Consider the following 15,638-nt stretch of genomic DNA (forward strand, 5'->3'; position numbering starts at 1 on the left):
CAATGAGCCTGAAGTTTAGGCACTTGAGATGTGGGAGTGAGCTTTTGTGGTGAGGGGATTCATCCCCGATGGGTTGCGCAGCAGCCCCAATGCCGACCTTTGCGGTGAATCAAATCTACCGCGAACTCTGGTTTTGCGACTGCTTCGCAGTCGGTCGGGGATAAATCCCCTCACCACAGGGCTTGCTCCCACATTGGTGCGTTCAGCGGAATGCTTTTTAACCAAGGACTTTTATGTCGCGTCGTATCTCCCCCGTCATACCCGGCTTCGGGCTGACGCTGGGCTACACCTTGGTGTACCTCAGCCTGATTGTGCTTATCCCGCTGGCGGCGATGTTCGTCCACGCCGCCCAACTCACCTGGGATCAGTTCTGGACGATCATCACCGCGCCACGCGTGCTGGCAGCGTTGAAGCTGAGCTTCGGTACCGCGCTGTGTGCGGCGATCATCAACGGCATCATCGGTACGCTGCTGGCCTGGGTGCTGGTGCGCTACACCTTCCCCGGGCGCAAGGTGATCGACGCGATGATCGACCTGCCGTTCGCCCTGCCGACGGCGGTGGCCGGTATCGCCCTGACCGCGCTGTACACCCCGACCGGTCTGGTCGGCCAGTTTGCCGCCGACCTCGGTTTCAAGATTGCCTACACGCCGCTGGGCATCACCCTGGCGCTGACTTTCGTCACCCTGCCGTTCGTGGTGCGCACGGTGCAGCCGGTATTGGCCGACATCCCCCGTGAAGTCGAAGAAGCTGCGGCCTGCCTCGGCGCGAAACCTTTGCAGGTGTTCCGCCACATTCTGCTGCCAGCACTATTGCCCGCCTGGCTGACCGGTTTTGCCCTGGCGTTCGCCCGTGGCGTCGGCGAGTACGGTTCGGTGATTTTCATCGCCGGCAACATGCCGATGAAAACCGAGATCCTGCCGCTGCTGATCATGGTCAAACTCGACCAATACGATTACACCGGCGCCACTTCCATTGGCGTGCTGATGCTGGTGGTTTCCTTCGTCCTGTTGCTGCTGATCAACCTGTTGCAGCGGCGCATCGAAACCCCATAAGGAGGCGCGAACCATGTCCCAATCGTCTATTGCGGCCGCGTCCTCGGCCAACGCTGCGCGGCGTGGCAGTGCTACTTCGCGACGCGTGCTGATCGGTCTCGGCTGGCTGATCTTTTTCCTGTTTCTGGTACTGCCGCTGTTCATCGTGGTGTCGCAGGGTCTGAAGAACGGCCTCGGTGCGTTCTTCACGGCGATTTTTGAACCGGACGCCTTGTCGGCGCTGAAACTCACGGTGATCGCCGTGCTGATTTCGGTGCCGCTGAACCTGGTGTTCGGGGTCAGCGCCGCGTGGTGTGTGAGCAAATATTCGTTCCGTGGCAAGAGCATGCTGGTGACGCTGATCGACCTGCCGTTCTCGGTATCGCCGGTGATCGCCGGTCTGGTCTACGTGTTGATGTTCGGCGCCCAGGGCCTGTTCGGGCCATGGCTGCAGGATCACGACATCCAGATCGTCTTCGCCCTGCCGGGCATCGTGCTGGCGACGATCTTCGTCACCGTGCCGTTCGTAGCCCGTGAGCTGATTCCGCTGATGCAGGAACAAGGCACGCAGGAAGAAGAAGCCGCACGCCTGCTCGGCGCCAATGGCTGGCAGATGTTCTGGCATGTCACCGTCCCCAACATCAAGTGGGGCCTGATCTATGGCGTGGTGCTGTGTACCGCGCGGGCCATGGGTGAGTTCGGTGCGGTGTCGGTGGTTTCCGGGCACATTCGCGGGGTGACCAACACCTTGCCGTTGCACGTCGAGATCCTCTACAACGAATACAACCACGTGGCCGCGTTCGCCGTGGCGAGCCTGTTGCTGATCCTGGCGCTCTTTATCCTGCTGCTCAAGCAGTGGAGCGAAAACCGTATCAACCGCCTGCGCGCCAGCGCCGCGGAGGAATAATTCATGTCGATCGAAGTGCGTAACGTCAGCAAGAATTTCAATGCGTTCAAGGCGCTGGACAACATCAGTCTGGACATCCACAGCGGTGAACTGGTGGCGCTGCTCGGCCCGTCCGGCTGCGGCAAGACTACGCTGCTGCGGATCATCGCCGGCCTGGAGACCCCGGATCAGGGCAACATCGTGTTTCACGGCGAAGACGTCTCCGGCCACGACGTGCGTGATCGCAACGTCGGTTTCGTGTTCCAGCACTACGCCTTGTTCCGCCACATGACGGTGTTCGACAACGTCGCGTTCGGCCTGCGCATGAAACCGAAAAACCAGCGCCCGAGCGAAAGCCAGATCGCGACCAAGGTCCACGAACTGCTGAACATGGTGCAGCTGGACTGGCTGTCGGATCGCTACCCGGAGCAACTCTCCGGCGGTCAGCGTCAGCGTATCGCCTTGGCCCGTGCCTTGGCGGTGGAACCGAAAGTGCTGCTGCTCGACGAGCCGTTCGGCGCTCTCGACGCCAAGGTGCGTAAAGAGCTGCGCCGCTGGCTCGCGCGCCTGCACGAAGACATCAACCTGACCTCGGTGTTCGTGACCCACGACCAGGAAGAAGCGATGGAAGTCGCCGACCGCATCGTGGTGATGAACAAGGGCGTGATCGAGCAGATCGGCTCACCGGGCGACGTCTACGAAAACCCGGCCAGCGATTTCGTTTATCACTTCCTCGGCGACTCGAACCGCTTGCTGCTCAGCGATGACAACCATGTGCTGTTCCGTCCGCACGAAGTGTCGTTGTCCAGGCATGAACTGGAAGATCACCACGCCGCTGAAGTGCGTGATATTCGCCCATTGGGCGCGACCACGCGGGTGACGTTGAAGGTGGAGGGGCAGACCGATCTGATCGAGGCGGAAGTGGTGAAGGATCACGACAGCCTGATCGGACTGGCCAAGGGTGAAACGCTGTTCTTCAAGCCGAAGGTCTGGCAGAAAGTCGCCGGCCTCTAAAGTCAAAAGCTTCGCGAGCAAGCCCGCTCCCACCTTTGGAACGCATTCCATTGTGGGAGCGGGCTTGCTCGCGAAAGCGGCCTATACAGCCGCACGATTCGGATTGACCCGCACCACCCCCGCCCGCGCCTCGATCTGCTCTTTCAACTCATGGCGCATGCCGAGCAGGAACGCCACTTCGGCCACCACAAACAGCGGCCCGACAATCAGCCCGCTCACGTCATCGACAAACGCCGGTTTGCGCCCCTCGTAGTGGTGCCCGACAAACTGGATCACCCAGCCAATCACAAACATCGCCAGCCCGCTGCTCAGCCAGACCATGGTGCTCTGCTGCGCCAGCGCATGCCCGGCCCAGACCGACAGGCCCATCAACAGCGTCATCAGAACGCCCAGCTTCAGTTCCAGGCGCAGGTAAAACCACGCCGACGCCAGCGCCAGCAGCACCGCCGGAGAGATCCACAAGCCGCCCAGTGACCATTCTGGTCGCGACAGCAACACCGCCACCGCCACCACGATCAGCGGAATGCCGATAAAGTGGCTGGCGATGTTGCGCGGGTCGCGGTGGTAGGCGGCGTATTGACTGAGATGGTCGACGAGGCTTTTCATTGTTGTTCCTCCTGTAGGGTGCGTGCAGCATGTCTCGGGTTCGGCGTTCGCTCTGTCAGGCAGGCGACAATTGGGAGTGATCATGGATAAGCGTTCACGGCTGCTGACCGGGCAATGGTTCAGTCATCTGCCGGCATCCTTTCAGGATAGTCTGCTGGCGGCGGCTCGGGAGCGGCGGCTGACGGCGGGGCAGCGCCTGTTCCAGCGCGGCGATCCGCCCTGCGGCCTGTACGCGGTGCTCGACGGCGCGATCCGAATCGGCGCGGTGAGCGAGCAGGGCAAGGAGGCGTTGCTGAGCCTGGTGGAGGCGCCGCACTGGTTCGGCGAAATCTGCCTGTTCGACGGCCAGCCACGCACTCATGATGCGTATGCGGTCGGGTCGTGCACCCTGCTGAATATCCCGCAGGCCACGCTGCTGAAAATCCTCGACGAACAGCCGGTGTACTGGCGCCATCTGGCATTGCTGATGAGCCACAAACTGCGCCTGACCTTCATCAATCTCGAACAGTTGAGCCTGCTGCCGGCTCCGGCACGCCTGGCCCATCGCTTGCTGATGATCGCCGAGGGCTACGGCGAAATCGATGCGCCACGCCGGGTCCTGCAACTGCCGCAGGAGCAGCTGGCGTCGATGCTGTCGCTGTCACGGCAGACCACCAACCAGATCCTCAAGGATCTGCAAGGGCAGGGGATTATCGGGTTGGGGTATGGCGAGATCGAGATTCTCGATGCCAAGCGATTGCGCGCTCTCGCCACACTCTAAAATTTCACACCGATCCATTGCTGGAGTGGGCCTCTGTGGTGAGGGGATTTATCCCCGATGGGGGGCGCAGCCGCCCCCAACCTGTGATGAAGTCCGGCGACTGCTACGCAGTCGATCGGGGATAAATCCCCTCACCACAAGGCTCATTCCTACAGGGGAAACATGTGTGGCTTACGAGCCGCGATAGGTCGAGAACCCGTAAGGGCTGAGCAGCAACGGGATGTGGTAGTGCTGGTCAGTCTGCTTCACTTGGAAAATCACCGGAATCTCCGGGAAAAACGTCTCGCGCTTGTTCTTCTCGAAATACTCGCCGGTCTTGAACACCACCCGGTATTCGCCTGCCTCGAAAGGCTGTTTGGCCGGGAACAGTTCGGCGATGCGTCCCTGCTCGTTGGTGGTGCCTTGGGCCAGTGGCTGCCAGTTCTGGCCGACGTGTTTTTCCAGGGTCACGTTGACGCCCGGCGAGGGCAGGCCGTTTTCCAGGTTGAGCACGTGCACGCTCAGCGGGTTGCCGGCGGCCAGCGCCAGGCTGGAGAAGGCACTCAGGCCGAGTGCGGCGAAGGTCATGCGCAGGGTAGTCATGGTCAGTCTCCTTATTGGGAACGGGTGAAGGTCAGGCCGGCGTTTTCGGCGGCCTTGATCGCACAGCTTTCGTCTTGCTCGCCGCCGCCGGAGCCGGCCACGCCCATGGCGCCGACCAGTTCATCAGCGGCGAATAACGGGATCCCGCCGCCGAGCAACAGCAGCTCATCGAGGGTGTTGAGGTTGGCGGTTTCCGGATTGCTGCGGGCGCGCTCGGCGAACAGCCGGGTCGGGGTTTTCGTCGACAGCGCGGTGTAGGCCTTGCGCTGGCTGGCAGCGGTGTTGTGCGGGCCGATGCCGTCGCCGCGCAGGGTTACCAGCAAGTTGCCGCCACGGTCGAGCACCGATACCGTGGCGGTGCAATTGCTCAACGCGGTGTCGGCCAGCAGGCGTGCGGTTTTCAGATCGAGGTCAGCGTGGCGCGGCAGTTCAGGGGCGGCGAAAACACTGACGCTGAGGCCGAGGGCAAGGCTGGCTGCAAGGTATTTGACGGTCATGAACAGGCTCCGAAAGCGAAGGACATCACCTTAGCCGCCGCTCTTCGTCAGAACCCCGACAGTCGGATTACAAGTTTGTAATGGGCAACGCCGCCGAAGGCGCCTAGCCTGTGTGCCTGATCAATCGAGGTGTGCCATGCGTTTGCTGGTCGTAGAAGATGAAGCCAAAACCGCGAATTTCCTGGCCAAGGGCCTGGGCGAGTCGGGTTTTGCCGTGGACGTGGCGCTCAATGGTCTCGATGGGCGCTATTTCATCGAGCAGCAGGAATATGACCTGATCATCCTCGACGTGATGCTGCCGGGCCTTAATGGCTGGCAGCTGCTGCAACTGATCCGCCAGCGCGGCGCCACGCCGGTGCTGTTCCTCACCGCCAAGGACGCCATCGAAGACCGCGTGCGCGGCCTCGAACTGGGCGCCGATGATTACCTGCTCAAACCCTTCGCCTTCGCCGAATTGCTCGCGCGGGTGCGCACGTTGCTGCGGCGCGGGCCGCTGCGCGAGGCCGAGTCCTACAGCATCGCCGACCTGGAAATCGACGTGCTACGGCGTCGGGTCAGTCGCGGCGGTCAGCGCATTGCCCTGACCAACAAGGAATTTGCCTTGCTGCAATTGCTCGCCAGCCGTCAGGGCGAAGTGCTGTCGCGCACGCTGATCGCCTCGCAGGTGTGGAACCTGAATTTCGACAGCGACACCAACATGGTCGAAGTGGCGGTGCGGCGTTTGCGGGCCAAGGTCGATGACCCGTACATGCCGAAACTGATCCATACCGTGCGCGGGGTCGGCTATCAGCTGGAGGCGCCCGACGATGCGGTCTAGGTCGATCGCCTGGCGTCTGGCGCTGGCGTTCGCTGTGGTTTGCGCGTTGGTGTTGAGTGCGATCGGTGTGTTTCTCTACCGCTCGCTCGACTCGGAAATCGCCTACCGCGACGACCTCGCGTTGCTCGGCCGTCTGGAGCAGGTGCGCGCCTTGCTCGCCGACAGTGACAGCCTCGGCGCCTTGCAGGCGCGGCCACGTCTCTATCAGAACATGCTCGGTAACCTCGACAGCCTGCTGTTGGTACGGCGCGCCGATGGCTCGAACGTGATTGCGATCAACCCGCGTCAGCGCGAGCTGCCGCCATTGAACGCAATCGCACGTGAGCAAACGCCGCAGCGTCGCGATGTGCTGACCTGGCAAGCGCCGGACGGCGCCGAGCTGGCGCTGTTGTCCGGTGAAGCCCAAGGGCCGAACGGCGAACCGCTCACCGTGATCGCCGGCAAGGTGCTTACTGAGCGTGAACAGATGCTCGCCAGTTATCGCTTGCGCCTGTACCTGGCCGTCGGGCTTGGCGCGTTGCTGGCGTTCGCGCTGGGCCTGGTTTTGCTGCGCCGTGGTCTGCAACCGTTGCGCCAGTTAAGCGCTGCGGTGCGCGGCATTGATCTGCGCAGCCTCGACCAGCGTCTGCCCGCCAGTGGCACCCCCGCCGAACTGCTCGAACCGGTGCAGGCGATCAACGGCATGCTCGCGCGGCTGGACGACAGCGTGCAGCGGCTGTCGCAGTTTTCTGCCGATCTGGCTCACGAGATCCGCACACCGCTGCACACCTTGCTCGCCAGCAACGGCCAGGCGCTGAATCACCCGCGCAGCACGGCGGAGTATCAGGAATTGCTGGCGTCGAACATGGAAGAATTCGAACGCCTCAAACGCATGGCCGAGAACCTGATGTTCCTCGCCCGCGCCGAACAGGCGGAGCGTGCGCTCGACTTGCGCACGCTGGAATTGCACGAGGTCGGCAATGAATTGTGCGATTACTTCGAAGCGCTGGCGGACGACCGCAATATCCGTCTGGAAAATGCGCTGCACGGCGAACTGCTGGCCGACCAGCAACTGCTGCAACGCGCGCTCGGTAATCTGTTGGCCAACGCGGTGCGCCATGCCGATGAAAGCACGCTGATCAGCCTGCGCCGCCACGATGAGCCGGGCGTGTGCTGGTTACAGGTACACAACCACGGCCCGGTCATCGCGCCAGAACATCTGGGCAAACTGTTCGACCGCTTCTATCGCGTCGACCCTTCACGGGCGCAGCCTGGGGATTCCGGTGGGCTGGGGCTGGCGATCGTGCAGTCGATCATGCTGTTGCATGGCGGGCAGGTCAGGGTGAGCAGTGATGCGAGTGGCACAGTGTTTGAGTTGGGTTTTGTCCTGAGCCAATGATGCGCCGTGCAAGTATTCTGAAACTCAGCTAGAGTTTGGTGACTAGTGCATCACATGTGATGCATTTCATTGATTTATCTATAAATGCATCGTAAACAGTGCAGGTTTGCGCAATGGAACAGATCGGCGAAGTGATCAGAAGTTTGCGTAAGGCGCGCAAACTCTCCCAGCAGGCACTGGCTCAACAATATGGCATGAGCCGCGCCACCATCTCGGGGATCGAAAACAACACGGTCTCCGAAATCGGCCTGCGCAAGGTTGAGGCGATACTCAACGGCTTCGGTTACGAGCTGGTTGCCGTTCCCCGGAAGTCCAATCGCCCAACCCTCGACGCTCTGCAAAAAGTGAATTTCCATGACTGAAACGCCGGACAGGTTGCAAATCCGTGTAGGTGAGCAGGTGGTCGGGACGCTGGGGCGCGGGCAGATTCGCGACGACAGCGTGTTCAGTTACCGCGAAGACGCCAGCGCTGACAATGCGGTATCGCTGACGATGCCCACTCGCCTGGACAGCTATGGCTGGGAACATGGCATCCACCCTGTCTTCGAGATGAACTTGCCCGAAGGCGCGCTGCGTGAGGAGTTGATGCGGCGCTTCAGTAAAGCCGTGCGTGGCTTCGATGATTTTGCTTTGTTGGCTATCGTCGGCCCCCATCAGCTCGGCCGTCTGGCAATTGCCAGCGCACCGGCGACTGATCAGCCTCCGGCAACATCCCTCAGCGATCTGCTGGTGCACGATGGTGCTCAGGGGCTGTTCGAAGACCTGTTACAGACCTATGGTCAGTATTCCGGAGTGTCAGGCGTGCAGCCCAAAGTGCTGGTGCGTGACAGCGCCGCCGCGATTGATCGCCTGACCCATCGGGGCGCGACTCATCTGGTCAAGGCCTTTCGCGCCGAAGAGTATCCGCAGCTGGCAACCAATGAGTATTTCTGTATGCGGGCGGCGCAGCACTGCGGCCTCGAAGTGCCAACATTCGAGCTCAGCGAGCGCGGCAAATTTCTGGTGGTCGAGCGTTTTGACCTGAGCGATTCGGGGTACCTCGGTTTCGAGGATTTCTGTGTACTGAACGGGTGGCCGTCGAAAGCCAAATACGACGGTTCCTATGAAGGTGCCGCGCGGCAGATCAAGGCATTTGTTTCGCCGCAGTTGCTGGGCTCTGCCTTGGAAGCGTTTTTCAAGATTGTCGCGTTGTCTGCAGGGCTGAAAAACGGTGATGCGCATCTGAAGAACTTCGGCGTGCTTTACGAAGATTGTGCAGAGCAGTCATCCGTCAGGCTCGCGCCGGCGTACGACATCATCACAACGTCGGTTTATATCAAGAGCGACAGCATGGCGCTGCTGCTGGGCGGTTCAAAAGCCTGGCCCAAGTACAAGATGCTGGTGCGGTTCGGTCGTACGGCATGCAACCTGACCGAGGCGCGTTGCAACGAATTACTGCAACAAGTGGCTCACGGCATGCAGATGGCGATCGAGGAAATGGCCAGACACAGCCGCAAGTACCCCGATTTTGCCGAAGTAGGCGAGGCGATGATCGAACAGTGGACTTCCGGCCTGCAACGCAGCTTGATCAAGGGCTGATGGTCAGCGCAACTGATCGCGAAACTGCCCCGGCGTCATTCCCGTCCAGCGCTTGAACGCGCGGCTGAAGCTGCTGGTGTCGGCAAACCCCAGCAGGTAACTGACTTCACTCAACGAACACTGCGGATCGCGCAGGTGCAGCAGCGCGAGGTTTTCGCGGCTCTCGTTGAGCAGCGTGTCGAAGCGACAGCCCTCATCCGCCAGATGCCGTTGCAGGCTGCGCAGGCTCAGGTGCAAGGCCTGGGCGATGCGTTCGGCGCTGGGTTCGCCTTCGGGCAGTTGTTCTTCGATGGCGTCGCGCACCTTGCGCTCCCAGGTCAGCGGCTGGAGTTGGGCCATCGTGCGCTTGAGCACCGCTTCGTTGTGTTCGGCCAGTTCCGGGTTGGCGTCGTCGAGGTGGCTGTCGAAGTCGGCGAGGGCAAACTCCAGGCGATCTTCGGCGCAGGAGAAATGCACCGGAGCGCGGAACACCTTGTGCCACTGATGCGCATCGGACGGTTCCGGGCGGCGCAGGTACACCGCCAGCGGCGCGTAATCGCGACCCAGGCGATTGCGGCAGGTACGCACGTAGATTGCGGCAAAGGCATCGATGGCTTCGAAGGCCGGCGCCGGATTGCCTGACGGAATTTTCAGACGAAACAGATAGCGGTCATCGCTGCGGCTCAGCTCCAGTTCCAATGCATCGCTGACCACCGGGTGATAACGCACGATGCGCTCGAATACCTCACGCAGGCTGCCGCTGGCCACCAGCGCGTAACCCAGCGCATGGAACGTGGTCGGGCTGACGAACCGCGACACTCGCAGGCCGATCGCCGGATCGCCGCTGAACTGTACTGCCAGTTGCCACAGACGCGTGGTGCCGGACAACGGATAACGCGCGTTCGGGTCGTCCATCAACTGCGGATCGAGCCCGGCCTGTTGGCACAGGCCGAGACTGTCCAGCCCCAGCGCATCGAGCTGCTTGCGCAAGGCACGGGTCCAGCTGGCGAGAGAGGTCGGTTCCTTCATGCTGATTGGCGCTTCCGGTCAACAGGTTGGCGTTCACGGCTACCATCAATAAAGCTTTCGCAAGGCAGGATGCGAACATCAATAACCAGAGGATGGAAGCATGGACCGTACTTCTGCAAGTCCCCAGCGACACAATGCTGCCCAGCGATCAGCGCATATTCGCGAAGTGGTGCTGGCCAAGGGCGTCGAGTTGCGTCAGCGCTACCCGATTTTGCAGCACCAGGACGCCCTCGGCGCGGGGATTCTGGCCTTTGCTCTGGCCGGGATGATCGGTTCGGCGACGCTGTACATCACTGGCCACATGGCGTGGTGGGTATGCCTGTTGCTCAACGCGTTTTTCGCCTCCCTGACCCATGAGCTGGAACACGACCTGATCCACAGCATGTATTTCCGCAAGCAGCGCGTGCCGCACAACCTGATGATGGGCCTGGTGTGGCTGGCGCGGCCGAGCACGATCAACCCGTGGATCCGCCGCCATCTGCACCTCAATCACCACAAGGTCTCCGGCACCGAAACCGATATGGAAGAACGCGCGATCACCAACGGCGAACCGTGGGGTTTTGCGCGGCTGCTGATGGTCGGCGACAACGTGATGTCGGCGTTCATCCGCATGCTGCGGGTCAAGACCTGGGCGCACAAAATCAACATCATCAAACGCACGCTGAAGGTCTATGCGCCACTGGCGCTGGTGCATTGGGGGGCGTGGTACGTGTTCCTCGGCTTTCATGCGGCGAATGGCATTGCCTACCTCATGGGTTCGCCGATTGAATGGTCGGCGACCACGCTGTCGGTGATGCAGATGATCGACATCGCGGCGGTGGTGATCATCGGCCCGAACGTGCTGCGCACCTTTTGCCTGCACTTCATCAGCTCGAACATGCATTACTACGGCGACATCGAGGCGGGCAATGTGCTGCAGCAGTGCCAGGTGTTGAACCCTTGGTGGCTGTGGCCGCTGCAGGCGTTCTGCTTCAACTTCGGCAGCAGCCACGGGATTCATCATTTTGTGGTGAAAGAACCGTTTTACATCCGGCAGCTGACCGTGCCGGTGGCGCATAAGGTGATGCGTGAGATGGGCGTGCGCTTCAATGATTTCGGTACGTTTGGGCGGGCGAACCGGTTTGTTCGTCGGGATGAAGTGGTAGCGGAGGAGGCGCGTACGGCTCAGGCTTGATGGTGAATTTGCGGGCCTCTTCGCGAGCAAGCCCGCTCCCACAGGGGAACGCATTTCAACTGTGGGAGCGGGCTTGCTCGCGAAGGCACCGGATCAGGCAACCTCAATCCGGCTGAAATGGCGAAGCACTGAGAATCACCCCGGTCTCCTCCACATACTGCTGCCAATGCCCGATCAGGGTGCTGAGCTTGTCCGGCTGACTCGACGCCAGATCATGAATCTCACCCGGATCGCTGCTCAGGTCGTAAAGCTGCCAGGTCGCCGGCCCCACCGGCCCGGGGATCCACACGGCTTTCCACGACCCTTGGCGAATTGCCCGCCGGCCAAACAACTCCCAACCAGTCACGGTGTGTTCGTCATGCACCTGCGCCGTCTCGCCAGACAAAAAGCCCAGCCATGATTTACCGCGCAGCGGCGCCACCGGTTTGCCGTGCCATTGCTTGCCCGGATGGCGCACGCCGGCCAGATCGAGAATGGTCGGGGTAATGTCCATCACCGTGCCAAAGCCGTGGCTGATCTGCCCTTTGATCGGCAGTTGCGGATAGTGCAGCAGCGCCGGTACGCGAATCCCGCCTTCGGTGGTGAACGCCTTGAACAGCCGTGACGGCGCGGTCGCCACCTGCGCCCAGCTCGGCCCGTACCACACGTAGGAATTGGCGCGGCCGATGTTGTCGAGGCTGTTGTCGTAATGCTGATTGAGGTAGGTCAGCAGTTCCGGGCCGAACTTGGGAAACGCCTCCAGCAGTGCGCCCTCGGCACCGTTGTCGGACATGAACAGGATGAAGGTGTTATCGAGTTGGCCCTGCTGGCGCAGGTAATCGACCACCCGGCCGATGTTCCAGTCCATACGCTCGACCATGGCCGCGTAGACCTCCATGGCCCGCGCGGAAATCTGCCGTTGCTCATCACTCAGCGCGTCCCATTGCGCATTCAGTTGAATCAGCGGATGTGGCTCGACATCCGGCTCGATCAGCCCCAGCGCCTTGAGTTTTTCCAGGCGTTCGAGGCGCAAGACTTCAGGACCGGCGTCGTAGCGACCACGGTATTTTTCGACGATGTCGGCCGGTGCCTGCAACGGCCAGTGCGGTGCGGAGAAGGGCAGATAAGCGAAGAATGGCCGGCTCTGATCGCGCTCCTTGAGATACTGCAGCAGCTTGTCGCCGAAGGCGTCCGACGAGTAGAAATCCTTGGGCAGCTCATCGATAAAGGTGTCGTCTTCGATGTACAGCGCCGGAGTCGACTTCAGCAGGCCAGGGGTGTGTTCATCGTAGGTCGGCTCGAAACCATAGTGGTTGGCCGCGCCCGGCAGCAACGAAAACGAACGCTCGAAACCACGGGCCTGCGGCGCCAGTTCAGCAGTCAGGCCGAGGTGCCATTTGCCGCTCATCAAGGTTTGATAACCGGCCTCGCGCAGCAGCTCGGGCAGGGCCACAACGCGGTCGTTGAGATAGCCTTCGTAACCCGGTTTGCCGATCAGCTCCGGGGTCAGCGCTTCGGCCATGGTGCCGATGCCGGCGATGTGGTGGTCGGTGCCGGTCAGCAGCATCGAACGGGTTGGCGAGCAGGTCGGAGCGGTGTGGAAATCGGTCAGGCGCAGGCCGTTGTTGGCCAGGGCATCGAGATTCGGCGTGGCGATTTCGCCACCGAACGCGCCGATGTCGGAAAAGCCGAGATCGTCGGCCAGAATCACCAGAAAGTTGGGGCGTTGCGGCATCGAAAAGCTCCTCTCAGCAGGCAATGAACGACAGCGGCAGATCGCGGATCTGGACCGGCAGGCTCGGTTGGTAATGGTCGTCACTGGTCAGTTCGTGCAGCAGCTCTTCGCGCAACTGATGGAAGTCGAAACTGCTGCGCTGACGCGGGTGCGGCAGGGCGATGTCGACCACTTGCTTGATCCGTCCCGGACGCGGCTCCATCACCACCACGCGGTCGGCCAGAAAGATCGCTTCTTCGACGTCGTGGGTGACGAGGATCGTGGTGATTTTTGCCCGGTCGCGGATCGCCAGTAGTTCGTCCTGCATCTGCTGACGGGTCAACGCATCAAGGGCGCCGAACGGTTCGTCGAGCAGCAGGATCCGTGGGCTGGCGACCAGTCCGCGAGCAATCGCCACGCGCTGGGCCATGCCGCCGGAGAGTTGGTGCGGATAGGCGCGGGTGAAATCGCGCAGGCCGACCAGATCGATGAAATCGTTGATGCGCTGCTGCTTTTCGGCGGTGCTCAGTGGCTCGTTGACCAGGCCCAGACCGATGTTGTCGGCCACGGTCAGCCACGGGAACAGCCGATGCTCCTGAAACACGATGCCGCGCTCGCCGCCGATGCCGTTGACGGCTTTGCCATCGACGCTGATCTGCCCGCGAAACTGCGTATCCAGACCCACCAGCAAGCGCAGCAAGGTGGATTTGCCGCAGCCGCTGGAGCCGACGATGGCGACAAATTCGCCCTCGGCGATGTCGAGGTTGAATTCGCGAATCGCCTCCAGTTCGAAGCCGTCGACGTCGAAGGATTTGCCTACGTGGGTGAAGCTGACAATCGGTGCGTTCATGCGTGTCTCCAGCGAGTGGCGCGAATTTCCAGGCGTTGGCCGATGAGGTTGAGCAGGGCGCCGATGAGGCCGACCAGGAGCATCCCGGCCATGATCAGGTCCATGCGCAGCAGTTGTTGGGCACCGATCATCTGGCTGCCGATGCCGCCGTAGGACGGCATGAAGTATTCGGCACCGATGGTGCCGAGCCAGGCGTAGATCAGGCTCAGCCTGAGCCCGGCGAAAATCCCCGGCGCCGCACCCGGCAGCACCAGTCGGCGCAGGCGCTGGCCGAGGCTCAGGCGCAGCACCTGCGCGGCTTCGTTGAGTTGTGGCGAGAGGTTGGCGACGCTGCGCTGGGTGGCGATGAACAGCGGGAAAAACGCGGCGAGGGCGACGAACACCCACTTCGCCAATTCACCCAATCCGAACCACGCGGTGAGCAGCGGCACCCAGGCGAAAATCGCGATCTGGCGAATGGCGGCGAGAGTCGGGCCGAGCAGCCGTTCGCTGGTGCGCGACAGACCCAGCAACAGGCCGAGGGCGAAACCGAGTCCGCCGCCCAGCAGCAACCCGCCAAGGGTACGACCGAGGCTCAAGGCCATGCCGCTGATCAGCGTGCCGTCGAGCAGACCGTTAGTGGTCGTTTCCAGTACCGCCAGCGGGCTGACCAGAATATTCACATCGACCCACTGCTGATCGCTCGCCACTTGCCAGACGCCGATCAGGCCCAGTGGCAACAGCCACGGTTGCAGCCGTTGCCAGCCTTGATAACGTGGGCCACGACGGATTTCCGCAGTCGCCGGGTGCGGCCAGTGCACCAGTTTGCGGTCGAGAAAACCGATGCCGCGATCCATCGCGACACCGAGCACACCGATGACGACGATGCACACGAACACGATGTCGAGCATGAACAGTTGCCGTGCCCAGACCATCAGGTAACCGATGCCTTCGCTGGACGCCAGCAGCTCCACCGCCAGCAATGAAGTCCAGCCGGCGGCCAGGGCCAGACGCACGCCGGCCATGAACGCCGGCAGTGCAGCGGGCAGCACCAGGCGCCGGATCAGCAAATACGACGGCAGGCGCAATACGGCGGCGGCTTCGCGCAGTTTCGGTTGCGCATCACGAACGCCGACCAGGGTGTGCAGGGTCACCGGCACCACGATGGCCTTGATCAGCACCACCAGTTTCAGCACTTCGCCGATGCCGAAAAACACCATGAACAGCGGAATCCACGCCAGCGTCGGCACCTGTGCCAGACCGGCGAACGTCGGGAAGATCAGGCGTTCGAGACGGCGGCTGAAGCCCAGCGCGGCGCCCAACAGCGCACCGGCAGAGATCCCTGCCAGCAAGCCCCAAAGCAGGCGTTGCAGGCTGATCCACAAATGACTCCACAACTCGCCCTGGGACAGCTCGATGGCGCTGTTCCACACCAGCGAGGGCGCCGGCAGGATCTGCTCGCTCATCCATTGATTGCGTGCGGCCAGCCACCACAGAGCGAACAGGCTGATCGGCAGCAGCCATGGCAACAGACGTTGGTTGAGGCTCGGCCACGCGCGCCGGCTTTTCAGAGGTGGCGCGGGCAGCGGCAGGCTGAGCAGGGAATCACGGGCCATGGGTGACCTCCGTTGTCGGGTTGCATGGCGAACCGCTGTGCCTGTGTGGGAGTGGGCTTGCTCACGAAGACGGAGAGTCAGGCACCGATGATGGTGAATGACACGGCCTCTTCGCGAGCAAGCCCGCTCCCACAATTGGCTAGCGGTGTATGCAAAATCGATCTATAAA

At 61.8% G+C, this 15,638-nt stretch carries 16 protein-coding genes; 9 read left to right on the top strand and 7 right to left on the bottom strand.

From position 1 onward, the window contains the following. Nucleotides 1-233 precede the first annotated feature (233 nt). From cysT to E4T63_RS01010, 3 genes are read left to right on the top strand one after another with little or no spacing between them, the layout of a single operon-like run. On the top strand, nt 234-1,052 hold the full coding sequence (gene cysT, locus E4T63_RS01000; protein WP_027611147.1) for a sulfate ABC transporter permease subunit CysT: 819 nt from the start codon (nt 234-236) through the stop codon (nt 1,050-1,052). A 13-nt stretch (nt 1,053-1,065) separates the two neighbouring features. Then, complete coding sequence (cysW, locus tag E4T63_RS01005) at nt 1,066-1,938, top strand: sulfate ABC transporter permease subunit CysW (RefSeq protein WP_003220512.1); 873 nt, start codon at nt 1,066-1,068, stop codon at nt 1,936-1,938. 3 nt (nt 1,939-1,941) lie between these two features. Then, nucleotides 1,942-2,931, top strand: a complete 990-nt coding sequence (locus E4T63_RS01010) for a sulfate/molybdate ABC transporter ATP-binding protein (RefSeq protein WP_098966606.1) — start codon at nt 1,942-1,944, stop codon at nt 2,929-2,931. An 81-nt stretch (nt 2,932-3,012) separates the two neighbouring features. On the opposite strand, the gene E4T63_RS01015 is transcribed toward E4T63_RS01010, so the two are convergent. Continuing rightward, entirely contained in the window at nt 3,013-3,537 is a 525-nt protein-coding gene (locus tag E4T63_RS01015; RefSeq protein ID WP_098966608.1) for a DUF962 domain-containing protein, read from the bottom strand. A gap of 82 nt (nt 3,538-3,619) precedes the next feature. Between E4T63_RS01015 and E4T63_RS01020 the strand changes: the two genes are divergently transcribed. Beyond that, the gene (locus E4T63_RS01020) at nt 3,620-4,297 is read left to right on the top strand and encodes a Crp/Fnr family transcriptional regulator (protein ID WP_134785156.1); all 678 of its coding nucleotides are present in this window, start codon (nt 3,620-3,622) and stop codon (nt 4,295-4,297) included. A gap of 171 nt (nt 4,298-4,468) precedes the next feature. Here E4T63_RS01020 and uraH read toward each other — a convergent pair whose 3' ends face one another. After that, nucleotides 4,469-4,879 carry a hydroxyisourate hydrolase gene (gene uraH / locus E4T63_RS01025; protein ID WP_097086822.1) on the bottom strand — a complete coding sequence of 137 codons (411 nt, stop codon included), beginning with the start codon at nt 4,877-4,879 and terminating at the stop codon, nt 4,469-4,471. An 11-nt stretch (nt 4,880-4,890) separates the two neighbouring features. Continuing rightward, nucleotides 4,891-5,376, bottom strand: a complete 486-nt coding sequence (locus E4T63_RS01030) for a GlcG/HbpS family heme-binding protein (RefSeq protein ID WP_135294718.1) — start codon at nt 5,374-5,376, stop codon at nt 4,891-4,893. Nucleotides 5,377-5,512: 136 nt separating this feature from the next. Between E4T63_RS01030 and E4T63_RS01035 the strand changes: the two genes are divergently transcribed. From E4T63_RS01035 to E4T63_RS01050, 4 genes are all read left to right on the top strand, one after another. Continuing rightward, on the top strand, nt 5,513-6,193 hold the full coding sequence (locus E4T63_RS01035) for a heavy metal response regulator transcription factor (protein ID WP_027611153.1): 681 nt from the start codon (nt 5,513-5,515) through the stop codon (nt 6,191-6,193). Beyond that, on the top strand, nt 6,183-7,571 hold the full coding sequence (locus tag E4T63_RS01040; RefSeq protein ID WP_135294719.1) for a heavy metal sensor histidine kinase: 1,389 nt from the start codon (nt 6,183-6,185) through the stop codon (nt 7,569-7,571). The genes E4T63_RS01035 and E4T63_RS01040 overlap by 11 nt, the downstream gene beginning before the upstream one ends. A gap of 113 nt (nt 7,572-7,684) precedes the next feature. Beyond that, a complete protein-coding gene (locus E4T63_RS01045; RefSeq protein ID WP_103368632.1) occupies nt 7,685-7,933 on the top strand; it encodes a helix-turn-helix domain-containing protein in 249 nt (82 codons plus the stop codon). Further along, entirely contained in the window at nt 7,926-9,149 is a 1,224-nt protein-coding gene (locus E4T63_RS01050) for a type II toxin-antitoxin system HipA family toxin (protein WP_135294720.1), read from the top strand. Before E4T63_RS01045 ends, E4T63_RS01050 begins: the two co-directional genes overlap by 8 nt. A 3-nt stretch (nt 9,150-9,152) precedes the next feature. On the opposite strand, the gene E4T63_RS01055 is transcribed toward E4T63_RS01050, so the two are convergent. After that, nucleotides 9,153-10,157, bottom strand: a complete 1,005-nt coding sequence (locus tag E4T63_RS01055) for an AraC family transcriptional regulator (RefSeq protein WP_007963478.1) — start codon at nt 10,155-10,157, stop codon at nt 9,153-9,155. A 100-nt stretch (nt 10,158-10,257) separates the two neighbouring features. On the opposite strand from E4T63_RS01055, the gene E4T63_RS01060 reads away from it, so the two are divergent. Then, entirely contained in the window at nt 10,258-11,331 is a 1,074-nt protein-coding gene (locus tag E4T63_RS01060) for a fatty acid desaturase (RefSeq protein WP_135294721.1), read from the top strand. A gap of 103 nt (nt 11,332-11,434) precedes the next feature. Here the strand turns inward: E4T63_RS01060 and E4T63_RS01065 are convergent, their stop codons facing one another. Genes E4T63_RS01065 through E4T63_RS01075 form a run of 3 tightly spaced genes read right to left on the bottom strand, consistent with a single transcriptional unit; the run spans nt 11,435 to nt 15,469 of the window. Next, nucleotides 11,435-13,045 (bottom strand): arylsulfatase, encoded by a 1,611-nt coding sequence (locus E4T63_RS01065; protein ID WP_134785162.1) that lies wholly within the window; start codon nt 13,043-13,045, stop codon nt 11,435-11,437. 13 nt (nt 13,046-13,058) lie between these two features. Next, the gene (locus E4T63_RS01070; protein WP_096796901.1) at nt 13,059-13,874 is read right to left on the bottom strand and encodes an ABC transporter ATP-binding protein; all 816 of its coding nucleotides are present in this window, start codon (nt 13,872-13,874) and stop codon (nt 13,059-13,061) included. Further along, nucleotides 13,871-15,469: an ABC transporter permease gene (locus E4T63_RS01075; RefSeq protein ID WP_135294722.1), complete on the bottom strand. Its 1,599-nt coding sequence runs from the start codon at nt 15,467-15,469 to the stop codon at nt 13,871-13,873. Before E4T63_RS01075 ends, E4T63_RS01070 begins: the two co-directional genes overlap by 4 nt. Nucleotides 15,470-15,638 lie beyond the last annotated feature (169 nt).

The organism is Pseudomonas fluorescens (assembly GCF_004683905.1).
Classification (GTDB): domain Bacteria; phylum Pseudomonadota; class Gammaproteobacteria; order Pseudomonadales; family Pseudomonadaceae; genus Aquipseudomonas; species Aquipseudomonas putida_A.